Origin of the sequence: Oceanimonas sp. CAM02, assembly GCF_032842915.1 — a bacterium.
GTDB lineage: Bacteria > Pseudomonadota > Gammaproteobacteria > Enterobacterales > Aeromonadaceae > Oceanimonas > Oceanimonas smirnovii.
On the sequence record NZ_JAWJBK010000038.1, the window covers coordinates 1 to 17,055 of the forward strand.

At 57.6% G+C, this 17,055-nt stretch carries 19 protein-coding genes; 8 read left to right on the forward strand and 11 right to left on the reverse strand.

What is annotated here, in order from left to right; all coding sequences use genetic code 11:
- The 5 genes from R0I78_RS13670 to R0I78_RS13690 all read right to left on the reverse strand — a co-directional run.
- Nucleotides 1-125: helix-turn-helix domain-containing protein (locus R0I78_RS13670; RefSeq protein ID WP_317075080.1), on the reverse strand; the 125-nt coding region annotated here is incomplete at its 3' end.
- 147 nt (nt 126-272) lie between these two features.
- Nucleotides 273-608 carry a sodium/glutamate symporter gene (locus R0I78_RS13675; protein WP_317075727.1) on the reverse strand — a complete coding sequence of 112 codons (336 nt, stop codon included), beginning with the start codon at nt 606-608 and terminating at the stop codon, nt 273-275.
- Nucleotides 609-647: 39 nt separating this feature from the next.
- A complete protein-coding gene (gene hutG / locus R0I78_RS13680) occupies nt 648-1,598 on the reverse strand; it encodes a formimidoylglutamase (RefSeq protein ID WP_317075728.1) in 951 nt (316 codons plus the stop codon).
- A 21-nt stretch (nt 1,599-1,619) separates the two neighbouring features.
- Nucleotides 1,620-2,342, reverse strand: coding sequence for an IclR family transcriptional regulator (locus R0I78_RS13685; protein ID WP_019934586.1), 723 nt, complete (start codon nt 2,340-2,342; stop codon nt 1,620-1,622).
- Nucleotides 2,343-2,728: 386 nt separating this feature from the next.
- Complete coding sequence (locus tag R0I78_RS13690; protein ID WP_317075729.1) at nt 2,729-3,844, reverse strand: endonuclease/exonuclease/phosphatase family protein; 1,116 nt, start codon at nt 3,842-3,844, stop codon at nt 2,729-2,731.
- Nucleotides 3,845-3,911: 67 nt separating this feature from the next.
- Between R0I78_RS13690 and R0I78_RS13695 the strand changes: the two genes are divergently transcribed.
- The 3 genes from R0I78_RS13695 (at nt 3,912) to R0I78_RS13705 (ending at nt 5,798) form a co-directional block, all read left to right on the forward strand.
- Nucleotides 3,912-4,220, forward strand: a complete 309-nt coding sequence (locus tag R0I78_RS13695) for a DUF3634 family protein (protein ID WP_019934588.1) — start codon at nt 3,912-3,914, stop codon at nt 4,218-4,220.
- 79 nt (nt 4,221-4,299) lie between these two features.
- Nucleotides 4,300-4,995 (forward strand): hypothetical protein, encoded by a 696-nt coding sequence (locus R0I78_RS13700; RefSeq protein WP_317075730.1) that lies wholly within the window; start codon nt 4,300-4,302, stop codon nt 4,993-4,995.
- A 128-nt stretch (nt 4,996-5,123) separates the two neighbouring features.
- The gene (locus tag R0I78_RS13705; protein WP_317075731.1) at nt 5,124-5,798 is read left to right on the forward strand and encodes a cytochrome b/b6 domain-containing protein; all 675 of its coding nucleotides are present in this window, start codon (nt 5,124-5,126) and stop codon (nt 5,796-5,798) included.
- 51 nt (nt 5,799-5,849) lie between these two features.
- On the opposite strand, the gene R0I78_RS13710 is transcribed toward R0I78_RS13705, so the two are convergent.
- From R0I78_RS13710 to R0I78_RS13725, 4 genes are all read right to left on the reverse strand, one after another.
- Nucleotides 5,850-6,308 (reverse strand): c-type cytochrome, encoded by a 459-nt coding sequence (locus R0I78_RS13710; RefSeq protein WP_019934591.1) that lies wholly within the window; start codon nt 6,306-6,308, stop codon nt 5,850-5,852.
- A gap of 161 nt (nt 6,309-6,469) precedes the next feature.
- Nucleotides 6,470-7,030 carry a DUF1415 domain-containing protein gene (locus tag R0I78_RS13715; protein ID WP_317075732.1) on the reverse strand — a complete coding sequence of 187 codons (561 nt, stop codon included), beginning with the start codon at nt 7,028-7,030 and terminating at the stop codon, nt 6,470-6,472.
- A gap of 73 nt (nt 7,031-7,103) precedes the next feature.
- Nucleotides 7,104-7,388, reverse strand: a complete 285-nt coding sequence (locus R0I78_RS13720; RefSeq protein WP_019934593.1) for a DUF1294 domain-containing protein — start codon at nt 7,386-7,388, stop codon at nt 7,104-7,106.
- The gene (locus R0I78_RS13725) at nt 7,385-9,178 is read right to left on the reverse strand and encodes an ABC transporter ATP-binding protein/permease (RefSeq protein WP_317075733.1); all 1,794 of its coding nucleotides are present in this window, start codon (nt 9,176-9,178) and stop codon (nt 7,385-7,387) included. The genes R0I78_RS13720 and R0I78_RS13725 overlap by 4 nt, the downstream gene beginning before the upstream one ends.
- 135 nt (nt 9,179-9,313) lie before the next feature.
- Here R0I78_RS13725 and zntB point away from each other — a divergent pair, with 135 nt between their 5' ends.
- Both zntB and R0I78_RS13735 read left to right on the forward strand, forming a co-directional pair.
- Nucleotides 9,314-10,276, forward strand: a complete 963-nt coding sequence (zntB, locus tag R0I78_RS13730) for a zinc transporter ZntB (RefSeq protein WP_019934595.1) — start codon at nt 9,314-9,316, stop codon at nt 10,274-10,276.
- 61 nt (nt 10,277-10,337) lie between these two features.
- Entirely contained in the window at nt 10,338-10,877 is a 540-nt protein-coding gene (locus R0I78_RS13735; protein ID WP_317075734.1) for a glutathione peroxidase, read from the forward strand.
- 208 nt (nt 10,878-11,085) lie between these two features.
- On the opposite strand, the gene R0I78_RS13740 is transcribed toward R0I78_RS13735, so the two are convergent.
- Nucleotides 11,086-12,618, reverse strand: coding sequence for a TerC family protein (locus tag R0I78_RS13740; protein WP_317075735.1), 1,533 nt, complete (start codon nt 12,616-12,618; stop codon nt 11,086-11,088).
- Nucleotides 12,619-12,936: 318 nt separating this feature from the next.
- Complete coding sequence (locus tag R0I78_RS13745; protein WP_317075736.1) at nt 12,937-14,559, reverse strand: methyl-accepting chemotaxis protein; 1,623 nt, start codon at nt 14,557-14,559, stop codon at nt 12,937-12,939.
- Between the two features lie 113 nt (nt 14,560-14,672).
- On the opposite strand from R0I78_RS13745, the gene R0I78_RS13750 reads away from it, so the two are divergent.
- From R0I78_RS13750 to R0I78_RS13760, 3 genes are read left to right on the forward strand one after another with little or no spacing between them, the layout of a single operon-like run.
- Nucleotides 14,673-15,419 (forward strand): 5-oxoprolinase subunit PxpA, encoded by a 747-nt coding sequence (locus R0I78_RS13750; protein WP_317075737.1) that lies wholly within the window; start codon nt 14,673-14,675, stop codon nt 15,417-15,419.
- Nucleotides 15,416-16,120, forward strand: a complete 705-nt coding sequence (gene pxpB / locus R0I78_RS13755) for a 5-oxoprolinase subunit PxpB (RefSeq protein ID WP_317075738.1) — start codon at nt 15,416-15,418, stop codon at nt 16,118-16,120. Before R0I78_RS13750 ends, pxpB begins: the two co-directional genes overlap by 4 nt.
- Complete coding sequence (locus R0I78_RS13760) at nt 16,117-17,037, forward strand: biotin-dependent carboxyltransferase family protein (protein WP_317075739.1); 921 nt, start codon at nt 16,117-16,119, stop codon at nt 17,035-17,037. The genes pxpB and R0I78_RS13760 overlap by 4 nt, the downstream gene beginning before the upstream one ends.
- The last annotated feature ends 18 nt before the right edge of the window (nt 17,038-17,055 follow it).

The following is a 17,055-nucleotide window of genomic DNA, read 5'->3' on the forward strand; positions in this document are numbered from 1 at the left end:
AAAGCATCGGTACGCCAGCGCAGTATGGCGTTATAGACAAAACGCACACAGCCGAAGGTCTGCGCCAGCAGCTCAGCCTGTTCGGGAGTTGGGTAAAACCGATATTTATAGGCGCGTTTCGTCATGCGCTTAGTTTAGTAAGCCACTGTATAAATAGCCAGTTTAAAAGGAGAGGCGGGAACAGGGGCGGCTGACGCCGCCGTGCTATCCCTCCCCGCCTTGAAAGGACGGGGGTTCCCGCGCAAAATTGATGACCACCTTGTGACGCTTGATCAGCAGACGGGCCACAGGCGCACCCAGCAGGCCACCAGATACACCCCCAGCACCTTGCCGCCTTTTTTCAGCAGTGCCAGGCTGCCGCCCAGACCTACGGTGGCAAAAAAGGCAATCATCAGCGGGCTTTGCAGTGCCAGATCAAACCTGAACTCCACCTGTGCCCAGTCCCGGGCCAGCCAGGCAAATACCGCAAAACCAAAACCACCAATCACAGGTGCCGGCACACACAGCTGATGCAGCACCGGAATACGGCGTTGCAGATACATACCCAGCATCAGCAACAGCGCCGCCAGCGTGGTGGTGGTCATTACATCGAAGGTCATTACATTCATAACATATCCCTATTGATACAGCTTTCAGGGGCCTGCTGATCAGCCGGCAAGGCGGGCCAGCAGGCGGGCGGCCACACGGGCCGTGAGTGACTGGTGATCACGGGACGGATTCAGCTCGGCAATATCCGCCATCATCACCTTGTTGCTGGCAAGAATGCGGTCGAGCGCCGCCTCCAGCAGACCCATATCCATGCCCCGCACCGCCGGCGCACTCACGCCCGGTGCCAGGCTGGCAGGTAAGACATCCAGACAAATCGTCAGATAAATCACATCGGCTTCAGCCAGTGCCATATCTACCGCATCAAACAGCGGTATCGGATTCCAGCTGAGCAGCTGCTCATCGTGGACAATGCGGGTATTGAGCTCGGCCGCACGCTCAAACAGCGCCGCCGTGTTATGGCACCGGTTGACACCAATGCAGGTGTAGTGAAACGCCGTATTCAGCTGCTCACACAAGTGGGCACACTGGTTAAAAGGAGTACCGGAGCTGGGCCGGGCGGAACGACGCAAATCCAGATGAGCATCAAAATTGATAATACCCACTCTGGGCAAGGTACCCTGCGTCTGCAGGTGCTGCATCAGACCGCTGAAGCTGCCAAAGGCAATTTCATGTCCCCCGCCCAGGCCTACCACCTTGTGACCTTCATTCAGCAGACGGGCCACCTGTTCGGCGTAAATCGACTGGGCACTCTCCAGCTCATCTTCATGACAAATAACATCACCGCCGTCATAGACAGGACGGCTGCCATGCCAAGACAGATTGGCAGCAGCACAACGCAACGCCCCCGGACCGGCAGCAGCACCCGGGTTACCCTGATTCCGGCGCACACCGGCATCGCTGCAAAAGCCAAGCAACGCCACCCCGGCCGGCGCATTACCAAACAACGACTGCACCTGCTGATGCCAGCGCAGTGCCAGCGGGCCTTCGTCGGTATCGGTCCGGCCTTGCCAGACATTCATATCAGCCGTTTTGTAGGTGGTTTGCTTCATGATTGACTCCTGCTTTTTATATTAATAACTCATGGCACCCAGACGCTGGGCCGCCTCACAGGTCCAGCGAATCCACTGACCGGCCAGGGTGCCCACCCGCTCAGCGGGTGCCATCAGGCTGATGCCGCCCAGCAGGTGATCCCGGCCGCTTAATACCGGTGCGCTGACTCCCCAGATAGTCGAATCCAGCTCACCTTCTGATACGGCGTATCCCTGCTCTCGCACCCTGGCCAGCTCTGCCAGCATGAGGTCCTGTTCGGCATCATCCAGGCTCGCCAGTACACTATTGCGCAGCGTGTTGCCGGCAAAAGCCAGCAGCACTTTGGCACTGGCTCCCCGCCGCAATGGCTGAGACTGGCCTTTCTGATAGCAGCAGCGCAGCGCCTGGGAGCTGTCGATCATCTCCACACACAGAGCCCGGTGGCCGGACAGCATCATCAGGGCGGCACTCTCACCGGTACGCACCGCCAGTTCACTGAGTAACGGCCGGGCCCAGGTGAGCATACTGTTGTGCTGTTCAAAGCCCGCTGCCAGCTGCACCGCCATGGGACCGGGAGCGTAATAGCCGCTTTGCCGTTCCTGCACCAGTGACCAGCGCGACAAGGTGCTCAGGTAACGATACACACTGGAAAGAGGCAGACCGGTCTGCTCTGCCAGTGTTTTGGCGGTCAGGGGTTCGGCAGCCACTGCCAGCGCTGACAACAACGCAAATGTTTTATCCTGGGAGGGTGTTTTTTCAGCCATTGGGTTCTCCTAGAGAGCGCGACCTTCGCTCGAAAAGCGACCTGTGTAAAATCAGATTCTCAAAATATGAGAAATAATGCTTATTTAAGCAGGTTAATTCCGTACATATGAAAAAATAAAACAGCTGTACCGATCCGGACAAAGCGTGGCAGGAGAGCAACAAAACAGACGAAAAAAAGGGCAGGCCGAACGGCCTGCCCTGATATGAAGAAATTCAGCTGATTCTTCGGGTCACCAACCCGAAAAACTGAAGCTTCGAAAGCAATCTAGGGTCTCGAAAAGCATTTAATCGCTAAAAAGACGCGCTTCCCAGCATTGCCTTTCCAATGTTTGACCTTGCTCGCGTTATTACTTTCGCGCTCCGTGAAAGCGTGAAGACACTCACATCACAGCATGATATCCACCCATACCAGCCGGTGATCCGAGCCAAGACTGCGCCGGGCCGGCCTGCCATTGCTCCGCCAGAACCAGCCCGTCTCGTCTTGCTCCGGTGCTGGCCAGTGAACCCCGCTGGCCAGCGCCTTGAGCCGGGCAGACGGCAACACATAATCCAGCCGCAGGCCATTAACATGGGTCCATAACCGGGCCGGCCCCCGGCGAGGCTCAAAGGGCCGCAGCCGGCGCGCCCCTTGTGATGCCGGCTGCAAACGGCCCCGGCTGACCTCCTGATTAAGCCCCGGATCTGCCAGCAAGGAACGAATAGCCCGGCGAAAACCGTTACCATCCTTGGGATCCGCGTTCAGATCCCCCAGAATCACAAAGTCGGCACCGGCTTCAAGACCACCCCGGCTGCCTTTATCATCCACCAGATAATCTGCCCTGCCCGGGCGAATATAATCATGCCAGAGCCGCAGTTCATCGTGATTACGGCAGCTGTTGCGCCGCTCCGGGCCTTCATCAATGGGCGGAGCCGGATGACTGGCCAGCAAATGCAGCCGCCGCCCGTGCGGCAGGCACACCGGCAGATCGATATGGTTTTTGGAAGACAGCGGTAAAAACGCCAGCACGTCAGGCGGATAGTAAGACTGGCCGTTCAGCGCCGGCAATCGAGCAGAAGGCATATCTTTCCATAAAAACCGGCGAAAACTGCGCAACTTGTCAGTATCCAGCGGAAAACGGGATAATACCGCGAAACCGTACTGACCATGAAAGGCACCGAAACCAAGCCCGTCTTGCGGCAACACAGGGGCATCACTGCCATTTAATGCTTTTGGCCCGGTCAGTCCGGTGTTGACCGGTGCCAGAAAATAATAAGGGTAATCCATGCCCTGCTCACCGGCGGCAAGATATTTCCGGGCAAAAGTAATGAGATGATCGGCCTGCCGCGCCTCGCCATCGTGATCAAATTCATTCAGCAGCAAAATATCAGGTCGCACCTGCTGTACCATGGCCGCCAGGTTGTGCAGCTGAACACTGCCGGCTCCGGCTATCTCGTCAACCAGCGCACCGGAAAAACTGCGATCCAGCGCCACATTAAAGCTGGCAATTCGTAATTTTTGCACGGGAGTTATTGCCTTTAGCGTTCAAAATGTCATCATTTTGTATTCAATGTTTTCAGGGAAGAAAACCATGTTTGGCACACTGGCTGCAACCTCGGCCTCGCTGTTTGCGCTGCTTTATTTGCTGCGCCGGCGGCAGGAAAGCTTCTGTATCACCATTCGCAATGATCATCTTAAAGTAAAGCGCGGACAGCCGCCTTCATATCTGCTTCATCACTGCCATCAGCTGGCTACCGATGCTCAAACCCTCAGAGGCACCATAAGGGGCATGAACAAGGGTGGCAGAGTGGTATTAACCTGCTCCCGCAGCATTCCGGCGTCTTACCGGCAGGATATTCATCTGTTCTGGCAGAAGCAGTCGCACCAGACTGAACCTTGAGGAGCATGATGAGTCTCACCCTTGACTTGTATTCTGTTTCCCGCTTTGCTGGATATATTCTTTCTCAAGAGACTCAACCATGAAAAAACTTAGTCCGCTTCTGTTGTGTGTGCTGCTGGCCGCCTGTGCCGGCAAGCCCGACTCAGACACCGCTGCCAACACCGAGAGCAAAAAACAGACGCCTCAAACCAGTGAGCAACAACCACCGCAGGGGCCCGTTACTCCCAAAGGTGAGTTTGCCCGGATTGATGTCAGCCGTTCTCAGCAGGCCATGGATGATATTGCTGCCGGCAAGGCAGATACCATTAACACCATTTTGCAAGACCCCAACAGCTATGCACCGCCGGTACTGTATCTGATGTCGGCCATTATGTTTGACAACGATTATGAAGATCAGGGCACTTTCTGGTATTACGTGGCACAGCTGCGCGCCCGCAGCGACGCCAACAAATCCGGTGACAACACCACTCATGCCGCTGTGAGCCAGCTGAACAAACAGTTTGGCGTGCGTATTGGTCCGCATTCCATGGGCAACCCAGACCGGCTGCAGGCCATTGTGAACCAGGTGCTGCAATGGGACAGCGAACAAATCCGTGACTATGACCCGCGCTGGATTGCTCTGCAGGGCCGGGATGTGGCCACCGAGACCACCATCGACTTTGCTCCCGAGGCCAAATGGCAGGAAATTAACGCCCTTACCCGTAATCAGTATCGTCAGGGCCTGGAGCAGGCACTGGCTGAAATACGCGAAAAGCAGGCCGAACAAGCCAAATAAACCCTGCCTCCCATTAATGCTATCCCGGTCTTTACCGGGATATTTTATTTTGGCACCTTTGCAGTACTAAAAGGTCATACCAATCTGCCCGGGTGGCGGGTAACTGGTTGCACGGAGAATCATGGTTTATGAGTACACCCCCTTCATCTTCGGTTCCGGTCTGGGACTGGTCCATTCGTTTGTTTCACTGGAGTATGCCGGTATTAATGGCGCTGCTGTGGTATTACGCCGGTGAAGACATGGACAAGCACATGTTGTTTGCCCAAATTCTGATAAGCCTGGTGTTATATAGAGTGATCTGGGGCTTTATAGGCACTCCCTATGCCCGCTTCAGCCACTTTGTGTATCACCCCCGTCATATTGTGGCCTATCTGCGCGCCAGCCTGACACCACAAAAGCCCGTTTACCTGAGCCACAACCCCATGGGCGGCATTATGGTACTGGTGCTGCTGGGTGGTTTGCTGCTGCAGGCAGGCACGGGCCTGTTTGCCACCGATGATATTTTCTATACCGGCCCGCTTTACGACTACGTTACCGGTGACACTGCCGAGCAGATGACCCGCTGGCACAAACGCTGGTTTTACTGGGGCATGCTGGTATTGGTGGGGCTGCATGTGTGTGCTGTGCTGCTTTACCGGTTACGCGGTGAAAATCTGGTGGGCCCCATGATCACCGGCCGCAAGCAGGCACCGGCAGAGCAGGTGGCCGACCGGCTGCCCGGGCATACCGGCTTTCCGTGGCTACGCTTTATCATTGCCGCCATCATTGCCTGGGGTGCCGTTGAGGCGCTGTTCAGACTGTAATAACAACAACGCCGGGGCAGGCCCCGGCGTTGTTATATCCGCAATATAAGTTTAGTCTTTGCGGTAATTATCGTGGCAACCCTTACAGGTTTTGAAAAGAGCACCGGCGGCCTTGCGTGCATCAGCCTGATCAAAGCCTTCCTCACCGGACACCTTAACCAGATTCTGCAGCGCATCGCCAAAGTCCTTGCCCTTGGCCTGCATGCCTTCCATATCGTCCCAGGCTTTGTCCAGCAGGTTGCTGGACTCTACGCCGCGGGTTTCAGGAAAGTAGGTTTCACCCAGCAGACCCGCCGCCTGGCTCAGGTTAAGAGCACGCTGGTGCAGAGCAGCAGCATCAAAGTCGATTTCACCCTTGGCCATACCACCAATCACGCCCGCCTGAGCAGACATCACCTGATACAGGGACTGACGATATTTAACGGCATCTTCCGGCTTGAACAGATCAGCCTGGGCAGAAACAGAGGCGGCAAACAGGCCGGTACTCAGAATGAGTGCTTTCTTCAACATGGCTTTGCTCCTTGGGGGTTAGGCAGTGCTCAAAAGGCACCATTTTTTAATTAGAGAGCAACGATATATCACCCACCAGCGGGGATCTAGCTTAAAAACGAGAAAACGCGCTGCATGCCGCAAACACACCCGGCTCTGTGCTGGTGGTGCGATAGCCGTTTTTATTTGGCTTTGGGTGTTTGCGTGCACTGTGCCAGCAGCCGCACAAAAAAGTCGCTGCCCTTGCGCCGGGCAAAGTGAATATTGCGCTCGGGAATGGACTCGGGGTCGTTATAGTCTGTCAGTGCTGCTTCAATGCTGGCTTCGCGAATAAGGTGCAGAGTGGGATAAAGCGAGCGGTTGGTGTAGTTGGCGGCGTCATCCTGGGGTTCGCCGTCAAAACAGTAGTCGGGGTGAAAACTGGCCAGCTGATATTTACCTTCATAACCCTGCTCAAACAGCAGCTCATCCGCCAGGTCAACCAGATCCAGATAGGCGTAAAAGCCCTCAAAACCCCGGGGCAGGATCACCAGAGTGGTTTCTGTTTCCGGCTGCTCGTCCAGCAGCCGACATTCCGCCAGCAGCGCCTGCAGCACCTCTTTCGGCTTGTGCTCTTCCACCACCACATAGCGAATGCTGGCCCGCTCCACCTCCCGCCGGGCAAAGGGGCACAGGTTGTATTTCATGATCACCTGCTTCACCCAGTTTTCAGTGTGCTCTATATACTGCTGTTGTTCCGGCATGACTCGTTTCCCTGTTGGTTGTATTAGCACCGGCCACCATCATAACCGATAGCGTTGCCACGGCGGTTAACTGCTACTCCCAGCGCGCCCACCACAGCAGCACCGGCAGCGTCAGATTCAGCAGCACCGTCAGCCAGAAGATGATGCGAAACGACGCCTTGCGGGTTTTATGACGCAGCCAATATTGCCCCAGCCAGGCACCGGGCCAGCCGCCCAGCAATGCCAGCATATGCAGAGTGCGCTCGGGCACCCGCCAGTTACCATGAATAGCAGCGCGCTTGTCCCACCAGTACACCCCAAGCGTGATCAGACTGAGCAGCAGGTACCAGAGCGCCAGCCCCAGATAAACCTTGATCATGCCGGTTGCTCCTCTTGTTTCTGCTGCAGCCGCCACAGCTGGGCATAAAGGCCGTCTGCGGCCAGCAACTGCTCGTGGCTGCCCTGCTCGGCGATGCGGCCGTCCTGCATCACCAGAATATGGTCGGCGTCCACTATGGTGGACAGCCGGTGGGCGATCACCAGGCTGCTCTGCCCCCGGGACACCTCACGAATGGCCTGCAATATGCTGCGCTCGGAGCGGCTGTCGAGGGACGAAGTGGCCTCGTCAAACACCAGAATGGGCGGCCGTTTTAAAATGGTGCGGGCAATGGCCACCCGCTGCTTTTCGCCGCCGCTCAGTTTAAGCCCGCGCTCCCCCACCAGGGTGGCGCTGCCTTCCGGCAGACTGGCGATAAAGTCATCGAGGTGAGCCAGGCGAATGGCCTCGTTCACCTCGTCCTCGCTGGCGTCGATGCGGCCATAACGAATGTTGTCGTAAATAGAGGCGTTAAACAGCACCGTATCTTGCGGCACTATGCCGATAGCCCGGCGCAGGGACGCCTGACTCACTCGCCGTATGTCCTGGCCGTCGATAAGAATGGCGCCCTCGCCCACCTCGTAAAACCGAAACAGCAGCTTGACCAGGGTGGACTTGCCCGAGCCGCTGGCCCCCACCACTGCCAGCTTCTGTTGTGGCCTCAGGGTAAAGCTGAGATCATGCAGAATTTGCCGGTCGGGGCGGTAACCAAAACTGACGTGGCGAAACTCGATTTCGCCCCGGCTGACTTCAAGCTCAGGCGCGTTATCCGCGTCGGTAATTTGCGGCTGGCGGCGCAGCAGCGCAAACATGCGCTCAATGTTGGCCAGTGACCCCTTCATCTCCCGGTACACAAAGCCAAGAAAATTGAGCGGCAGAAACAGCTGCATCATAAAGGCGTTGATCAGCACAAAGTCGCCCAGGGTCATGGTGCCCGCCACCACTTGCTGGCCGGCCAGTATCATCATGGCGGTCATGGCCACGGCGATGATCAGCGCCTGCCCGCCGTTCAGCGCAAACAGGCTGAGCCGGTTATTGCGCCGGGCCTGCTCCCACTCGGCCAGATCGTCATCGTACCGGCCCGCCTCGTACTGCTCGTTGTTGAAGTATTTGACCGTTTCAAAGTTGAGCAGGCTGTCCACCGCCCGGCTGTGGGTTTGTGAGTCGGCCTTGTTGGCGGCGCGCACATAGCGGGTACGCCAGTCGGTGGCCACCACCGACCAGGCCACATACACCACCACGGCCCCAAGAGTAATCAGCGCAAACCACACCGAGTAGTTGATCAGCAGCAGCGCCGTGACCAGGCCAATTTCCAGCAGAGTGGGCACAATATTGAACACCATAAAGCGCAGCAAGAAGCCCACCCCGGTCACGCCCCGCTCTATATCGCGGGACAGGCCGCCGGTGCTGCGGTTAAGGTGAAAATCCAACTCCAGCCGGTGCAGGTGATTAAACACGCTCAGGCCAATACGGCGCATGGCCCGCTCGGTGACCCGGCCAAACAGGGCGTCGCGAATTTCCCCAAACAGCACATTGGCAAAGCGCACCGTGCCGTAGGCCAGCAACAGCCCAAGGGGCAGCGCCACTACCGTGCTTACGGCGGTGTCCATGCCGTCCACTATGTGCTTTAGAATAAAGGGCAGGCCTACGCTGGCCAGCTTGGCTGCCACCAGGCACAACAGCGCCAAGGCAATGCGGCCCTTCCAGGCCAGCAGGTAAGGAACAAGGGTTTTCAGGGTACGGACATTGATGGTGGCGTCATCCATATCCGGGTGGTACGAGCCTCGGCGCATATCTTAGTCGGGTAAGTGAGCAATGGGGCCTAGTTTACATGGGATTGAAGTGACTGAAAGAAAGCAAAGGTTTCGCATGAACCTGGCAGCACCATATTATAAGCTGGTGCTTTGGTGTGAGTGGGAGAGAAGCCGATGGAACAGCTACCGCAAAAGTGCATTTATCGTCTTCAGCTGAGTGCTGAGGGCGGTCTCAGGCCATTACAGGATCAGCAGGCCACCACGGCGGCGCCGGTGTGGCTGCATCTGGACTACGAGCAGCCCGAGAGCGCTGGCTGGCTGCGAAAAACGGAGCTGATCAGCGAGGCCGCCCGCGAGGCATTGCTGGGCCAGAGCAGCCGGCCCAAGCTGGTGCGCCAGGGCGACAACCTGCTGCTTACCCTGCGCGGCATTAACCATAACCAGGGCAACAGCCCGGAAGAAATGGTCGCCCTGCGCATCTACATCACGCCCTCGCTCATTATCAGCAGCCGGCACCGGCCGCTGCTGTCGGAGCAGGATGTGTATGAGCAACTGGCCAATACCGGCGAACCCGTCACTCTTGGGGACTGGCTGGTGGAAATATGCGACGCCCTCACCGACCGGGCCGGCGAGTTTGTGGAAGACCTGCACGACCATATTCTGGAGCTGGAAGAGCAGATACTGATGCGTGAGCTGCCCACTAACAGCCGGCTGGGCCGCATTCGCAAACAGATGATTTTGGTACGACGTTATCTTTCTCCCCAGCGGGATCTGATCGCCCGGCTGGCCAGCGAAAAAATCGGCTGGCTCAACGACGATGATCGCCGCCGCCTGCTCGACATTGCCGACCGCCTGCGGCGGTGGCTGGACGACCTCGACGCCGGCCTGGCGCGCACCGCCGTGCTGGCGGACGAAGTCAATAACCTGATGACCGAGGCTACTAATCACCGTGCCTATCAGATGTCGATTATGGCGCTGATGTTTTTGCCAGCCAGTTTTCTCACCGGCCTGTTCGGTATTAACCTGGGAGGCATGCCCGGTGCCGACAGCCCCGCTGCCTTCTGGATTTTCTGTATCAGCCTGCTGGCGCTGGGTGGCGGCCTGGGGTTCTGGCTGCACCGCAACCGCTGGTGGTGAAGCATTTTTGCCAGCCAGCAGGTCTGTTTGTAGCACTGCCGAACGTTAAAGGATGCCCGTTATGAAACGACTGATCGGAACTCTGTGTACTGCCCTGTTCTGCTCTGCGGCGACCGCTGCAGAGCCTGACACCACCGCCCTTTATGAGCACCAGCTGCCCCGGCTGCATGCCGACACCATGCTGGATATGCGCCAGTTTGCCGGTCAGCCTATGCTGGTGGTGAACACCGCCAGCCACTGTGGCTTTACCAGCCAGTTTGAAGGGCTGGAGGCGCTGCATCAGCAATATAAGGATAAAGGCCTGAAGGTGGTGGGCTTTCCGTCCAACGATTTTAATCAGGAAGCCAAAAGCGAGGAAGAAGCCGCCAGAGTCTGCTTTCAGAACTTTGGCGTTACCTTTGATATGGCCGCCCCCATTGGCGTGAAAGGCGACTCGGCTCATCCCATTTTCAAGGAAATTACCCGCCAGAGCGGTAAGCAGCCCCGCTGGAATTTTTATAAATTCGTGATCGACAAAGACGGCCGGGTCACCGAGGTGTTTTCCAGCATTACCGGCCCCGAGAGCAAGCGGCTGAAGTCGGCAATTGAGCAGGTGCTGTAACGGCACCCTGCAATGCCCCGTCATACCGGCCTTGAGCCGGTATCTTTTGGCAGGCGGCACAGTGCCATTCGCCCGAGATTCCGGGTCAAGCCCGGAATGACGCTAATCTTAAAACCCAGAATGACGTATACCTTATAGCCCGGAATGACAAAAGCGGTAAATACAAAAAAGGGAGCACCGAGGTGCTCCCTTATTGTTTGCTTCAGGCTTATGCCGCCAGCGGCGTGATGCGCACCTGAGCAATGCGGAAGTCTTCCACTTCCGTTACCTCAAAGCGCAGATCTTCATGTTCAAACACGGCACCGGCTTCCGGCAGTTGTCCTGCCAGCGCCAGCAGCAGGCCGGCCAGGGTGGCGTATTCATCTTCAGGATCCACCAGACCCCGGCGAGACAGTACCTGCTCCAGATAGTGCAGATCGGTACTCCCCTTTACCAGCCAGCCACTGTCTTCAGTAATGATTTCCGGGTCTTCGTCTTCATCCAGAAACTCACCCACTATGGCTTCCAGCAGATCGTGAGGCGTGACCAGCCCCTGCACAGTGCCGAACTCGTCATTCACCAGCACCATATGGCCACGGGCATCACGCAGCACGTTAAGCAGGCGGATCACGCTGATGCTGTCGGGCACAATAATGGGCACACTGCCTTCCGCCAGCTCAGCCAGGGTTTTACCGGCCTTCAGGCCGGCCATCAGATCCTTGGCCCGCACCACCCCCAGCAGATTATCCAGCTCGCCGTCGCACACCGGAAACTGGCTGTGAGAAGACGCCATCAGCTCTGCCACCTGCTCTTCCCGGGTGTCGTTAATGTCCAGCCACACTATGTCGGAGCGGGGCGTCATCACGGTGCGAATGGAGCGCTCGGCCAAAGACAGCACGCCGCTTATCATATTGCGCTCTTCGTCCACAAAGCCCTGCTGTTCAATTTGCTGGGGGGTTTCTTCCGTCTCGTCTTCGGTTTTGTCCTTGCCGCCCATCAGCCGGAATATGGCATCAGTAGTGCGTTCACGCAGCGGCCGGTGAGACTCCTGGCGCACTTTGTTGCGCTGAGCCAGCTGGTTAAAGAACTCAATCAGAATCGAGAAACCAATGGCAGCATACAAATAACCTTTGGGAATATGGAAGCCAAAGCCTTCCGCCACCAGACTGAAGCCAATCATCAGCAGGAAGCTCAGACACAGCACCACTACCGTGGGATGAGCGTTCACAAAGTCGGTCAGGGATTTGGACGCCGCCAGCATCACCGCCATGGCCACCACAACGGCAATCATCATCACTGCCAGGTTATCCACCATGCCCACAGCGGTAATAATGGAGTCGAGCGAGAACACCGCATCCAGCACCAGGATCTGGGCAATCACCACGCCAAAGCCGGCGTAAACATTGCTCTTTACCTCTTCGTGCATGCTGCCTTCCAGCCGCTCGTGCAGCTCTGAAGTGGCCTTGAACAGCAAAAACAGACCTCCGGCCATCAGAATGAGATCCCGTCCCGAGAAGCTGAAGCTGCCCAGAGTGACCAGCGGCGTGGTCAGCGTTACCAGCCAGGACACCACACTCAGCAAGCCCAGACGCATCACCATTGCCAGGGTCAGGCCGATAATCCGGGCTTTTTCGCGCTGATGAGGCGGCAATTTTTTGACCAGAATGGCAATAAATACCAGGTTGTCGATACCCAGTACAATTTCAAGAATAACCAGTGTCAGCAAGCCCGCCCACACAGACGGATCCATCAGGAATTCCATGTTTTACCTCGTAGAGAGAAGGTGGTAATGCGGATCAGCGAACAGCGCGCGTCATACCGGCAAAGTCAGTATAGCCATGACGGCGGCAGGGTCGGAGTAAAATGGCGAGTGCCAAAAACAGCGGAGAAAAGCGGGAAAAAGAATGTGAAACAGTGTGGTGCAAGCAACTTCGCGAGCAGTCCATATTATATACCGGCGTTTGACCGGACCTCTTGGTTAAAATGAGCGCACATCATAATCTGAAAAAAACTGCAGGCAAGATTATTTTTTTATGGCCTTGCCGGCGGCCGTGATGCTGCTCACAACCGCCGTCTGATATTACACCCTAAAGTGTCTGACCTGCTCCTGCAGCTGCTCAGCCAGCCGGGCCAGACCGCTGCTGGAATCGCGGGTTTGATCCGTGCCTGTGTTCACCTGCTGGGTAATGTCGTTAATATTGGTAATATTGCGGTTAATTTCTTCCGCCACCGCCGACTGCTGCTCGGCGGCGCTGGCAATGCTGGCGTTCATATCCCGTATACGAGCCACTGCGGCGGTGATCTTTTCCAGCGCCATACGCGCATCCTGTGCCGACTGCACGCTGTCATAGGCCTGGTTGCGGCCAGTTTGCATCACGGCAATGGCATTACGCGCGCCGTCCTGCAACTGAGTGATCATGGCATGAATTTCGGCAGTGGAGTTTTGGGTGCGGCTGGCCAGGTTGCGCACTTCGTCGGCCACCACAGCAAAGCCCCTGCCCTGCTCGCCGGCACGGGCGGCTTCAATGGCAGCGTTCAGCGCCAGCAGGTTGGTTTGATCGGCAATATCACGAATCACACTCAGCACCGAGCTGATTTGCTCGCTGTGATCCCCTACCTGCTCCATGGCCTGAGCGGCTTTTTCTACCTCGCTGGCCAGCTGCTCTATGCTGCGGCCGGTATGCTCCACCACTTTGTTGCCTTCTTCGGTGGCATCATCCACCTGCAAAGCAGCATCCGATGCCGACAAGGCGCTCTGCGCCACTTCCTGCACGGTGGCGGTCATTTCATTCATGGCAGTAGCTACCTGCTCGGTTTCGGTGTGCTGTCGTTGCACTGAGCCCGCCGACTGCTCGGTGATCTGTGCCAGCTGTTCGGCAGCGGCAGTAACCTCAAAGGTAGATGCTGTCACTTCCTTTACCAGCCGGTGCACCTTGTCTACAAATACGTTCACGCTGGCGGCCATGGCAGTCAGCTCGTCGTTACCGCTCAGCTCCAGCCGGCGGGTCAAATCACCGTCACCGTCCGCCAGCCCGTTGATCATGCGCTGAGTCAGCCCCAGCCGCTGGTGCAGGCTGCGGGAAATACCCAGATTAATGACCAGTACCACCAGCACCGCCAGCGCACCGGCAATCAGGCCGCGCATGTAAGTGTTATCTACCTGCTGTTGCATGTGATCACGAATGAGCAGGGCCTCTTGATGCTCGCTCGCCATCAGGTTATCCAGTTCAACCCGAATGGCACGCCAGGCCGGGTTTTCCGTGCGTGCCAGCAAACGGGCGGCCGCTTCCTGACGGCCATTGGCTGCCATGGCCAGCACTTGCCGGCGGCTGTCACTTACGGTTTGCCAGTGTTCGGCAATAATGGCCATGCTAGCCCGGGTGAGTTCACTGGCACCGGCACCGCTGGTTAAAAACGCCATATCACGCTCAAACCCGGCCTGGGCCTCGGCCACGACTTCGTCGGCCATGACCAGCGACGCATTAAAAATTTTATTACGACTGGCAATGCCTGCCAGCAGGCCATTGCCATACATGCGGTTTAACGCATCCAGCCGGGGCTGGCTGACTTCCAGAAAATCAACGAAGGTATCGCGCACCTGCTGCACACCATACAGCGTCATGCCCAGAGCACTGCCTATCAGCAGCAGCGTCAGCACAACCGAGGCAAACAGTTTGGCCCGAATAGTGGATAATGAAAACATGGCAATCCCGCCCGAGTCTTTAGTTATTCTGAGGCTATGATGCCGTTAAAACGACTTGGTTAATTTGATTTAGTCGACCCTTTAACTGTTTTTTTGAGTAAGAAGGAAAGTAAATGGCCACATTACTGCTGAATGCCGATATGGGAGAAAGTTTTGGTACCTGGACCATGGGTCAGGACGAGGCAGTAATGCCCTTTGTGGATCTGGCCAATGTGGCCTGCGGCTTTCACGCCGCCGACCCCGACACCATACGCCGCACCGTGCAGCTGGCCAACGCGCATGGGGTGAAAGTGGGCGCGCACCCCGCCTACCCCGACATGGTGGGTTTTGGCCGCCGCTCGCTGGCGGCATCCCCTGCCGAAGTGGAGAACATGGTGCTTTATCAGCTGGGGGCCCTGCATGGCATTTGTGTGGCAGAGGGTGCGCAAGTGCACTACCTCAAACCCCACGGCGCGCTTTATAACGACATGATGAAAGAAGAAGCAGTGCTAGCGGCCATTATGCGGGCAGTGGCTGCCTTTAACCCTACCCTGCCGCTGATGCTGATGGCCACCGCAAATCCGCAGCCAGCGCAGGAACTGGCCGAACAACACGGCATCACTTTATGGTTTGAAGCCTTTGCCGATCGTGCCTATGATGCCGCCGGCTTTCTGGTGCCCCGCAGTCAGCCCGGTGCCGTGCATCACGCCCCCGGGGTGATTGTGGAGCAGGCCCGGCGCATTGCCGCCGGCGAGCCCCTTGCCGCCATTGATGGCAGCCCGCTCAGACTTACCGCCCATACCTTGTGCGTGCACGGTGACAATCCAGAGTCCATTGCCGCCGTGGCAGCTATTCGCCGCATGCTGGACAGCATGGCATGAACCCCGGGCTGGAAAATGCCGGTCTCGACGCCTGGCTGGTGCGGCTGTTCGATCATATCGACGACGCCAATATGAACTGGATTGCGGCGCTGATACAGGACTGCGAACGGGTCTTTGGCAAGCACCTGCTGGATCTGGTGCCGTCCTACACCACTTTGCTGGTACAGTTTGATCCGCTCACGCTGGATCATGCCGAGGCCGGCCAGTGGCTGCAAACTCTGCTGGCCACACTTACGCCGCTGAAAGATAACACTCAGAACGAGGTAAAGACCCTGCCGGTCTGGTATCACCCCAGCGTGGGCCCGGATTTGGCCCGTTTGGAGCAACATACCGGCCTGAGCATACAACACATTATTGAGCTGCACAGCAGCCACACCTACCGGGTGTTTGCCCTGGGCTTTGCGCCCGGCTTTGCCTTTATGGGCACCCTGCCCGCCGAGCTGGAAACACCCCGTCTTGCCAGCCCGCGCGCAAAGGTGCCCGCCGGCAGTGTAGCCCTGGCCGGCCGCCAGACCGCCGTCTACCCTAGCGCCACCCCAGGCGGCTGGAACCTGCTGGGACGTACGCCCATCAGGCTGTTTGACCCCGCCAGCCGCAGTCTGAGCCTGCTGCGAGTGGGCGACAGAGTACGCTTTGAGCCGGTAAGCCGCGCCGAGTTTGAACGGCTGGGGGGCGATATGACCCCTATGGAGGCATTATGAGTCTGCTGATAGCAAAGCCCGGTCCGCTCAGCACACTGCAGGACGCCGGCCGCGTTGGTGTGCGTCATCTGGGGGTAGCTCAGGGCGGGCCTGCCGATATGCACGCCTGGGCCTGGGCCAACTGGCTGGTGGGCAATAGCTGGGGTGCCACGGCGCTGGAAATCACCCTTGGGGGATTAACCCTTATTGCCCGGCAACCCTGCCGGCTGGCGTTGTGTGGTGCTCAGTTACAGGCACGGGTAAATGACAGGCCGCAGCCAAACTGGCAGTCGTTTACCCTGCAACCCGGCGATACCCTTGCTCTTGGCATGGCACGCAGCGGAGTGCGTGGTTATCTGGCGGTAGCCGGTGGCTTTATTGCCGGGTCTGTGTTGGGCAGCACCGCCTGCGTAGTGCGCGACGGTCTGGGCGGCCACAAGGGCGATGGCAGTCCGCTGGCCGCCGGCGACGAACTGATGTTTGATGCCAACGCGCAGGAAAATACGTTAACTCGTGGCCTTCCCGCTCAAGAAAAGCCTGATTACCAGGACGAGCCGGTGCTGGCGCTGATCCCCGGTGCCCAGTTTCGTCATTTTGAGGATCACAGCCTGATCGAGACATTGAACCGGCCCTGGACCGTGGATCCTCGATCGGATCGCATGGGGATCCGGATTCAAGGATCTGTTTTGCAGTGCAACATGACATCATTGATTTCAGAAGGGCTGACTCTGGGTGCGGTGCAGGTCCCCCCGGACGGCCAGCCCATCATACTGCTGAACGACCGTCAAACTATTGGCGGTTATCCGCGCCTCGGCACCCTCACACCCCTGGCCTGCGCTCGCCTGGCCCAGTGCCGGCCCGGGCAGACTCTGCGGTTATGCACCATCACCGCCAGTGAAGCACAGCGGGAGTACCGGGCATTCCGGGCGCAATTTTAGGCACAAAAAAGCCCGCTT

Bases quoted from the DNA above. Each gene is read 5' to 3' on its own strand.
- R0I78_RS13675 (WP_317075727.1), bottom strand. From the start codon at position 608: ATGAATGTAATGACCTTCGATGTAATGACCACCACCACGCTGGCGGCG.
- hutG (WP_317075728.1), bottom strand. From the start codon at position 1,598: ATGAAGCAAACCACCTACAAAACGGCTGATATGAATGTCTGGCAAGGC.
- R0I78_RS13685 (WP_019934586.1), bottom strand. From the start codon at position 2,342: ATGGCTGAAAAAACACCCTCCCAGGATAAAACATTTGCGTTGTTGTCA.
- R0I78_RS13695 (WP_019934588.1), top strand. From the start codon at position 3,912: ATGTTTGGCACACTGGCTGCAACCTCGGCCTCGCTGTTTGCGCTGCTT.
- R0I78_RS13700 (WP_317075730.1), top strand. From the start codon at position 4,300: ATGAAAAAACTTAGTCCGCTTCTGTTGTGTGTGCTGCTGGCCGCCTGT.
- R0I78_RS13705 (WP_317075731.1), top strand. From the start codon at position 5,124: ATGAGTACACCCCCTTCATCTTCGGTTCCGGTCTGGGACTGGTCCATT.
- R0I78_RS13710 (WP_019934591.1), bottom strand. From the start codon at position 6,308: ATGTTGAAGAAAGCACTCATTCTGAGTACCGGCCTGTTTGCCGCCTCT.
- R0I78_RS13715 (WP_317075732.1), bottom strand. From the start codon at position 7,030: ATGCCGGAACAACAGCAGTATATAGAGCACACTGAAAACTGGGTGAAG.
- R0I78_RS13720 (WP_019934593.1), bottom strand. From the start codon at position 7,388: ATGATCAAGGTTTATCTGGGGCTGGCGCTCTGGTACCTGCTGCTCAGT.
- R0I78_RS13725 (WP_317075733.1), bottom strand. From the start codon at position 9,178: ATGCGCCGAGGCTCGTACCACCCGGATATGGATGACGCCACCATCAAT.
- zntB (WP_019934595.1), top strand. From the start codon at position 9,314: ATGGAACAGCTACCGCAAAAGTGCATTTATCGTCTTCAGCTGAGTGCT.
- R0I78_RS13735 (WP_317075734.1), top strand. From the start codon at position 10,338: ATGAAACGACTGATCGGAACTCTGTGTACTGCCCTGTTCTGCTCTGCG.
- R0I78_RS13740 (WP_317075735.1), bottom strand. From the start codon at position 12,618: ATGGAATTCCTGATGGATCCGTCTGTGTGGGCGGGCTTGCTGACACTG.
- R0I78_RS13745 (WP_317075736.1), bottom strand. From the start codon at position 14,559: ATGTTTTCATTATCCACTATTCGGGCCAAACTGTTTGCCTCGGTTGTG.
- R0I78_RS13750 (WP_317075737.1), top strand. From the start codon at position 14,673: ATGGCCACATTACTGCTGAATGCCGATATGGGAGAAAGTTTTGGTACC.
- pxpB (WP_317075738.1), top strand. From the start codon at position 15,416: ATGAACCCCGGGCTGGAAAATGCCGGTCTCGACGCCTGGCTGGTGCGG.
- R0I78_RS13760 (WP_317075739.1), top strand. From the start codon at position 16,117: ATGAGTCTGCTGATAGCAAAGCCCGGTCCGCTCAGCACACTGCAGGAC.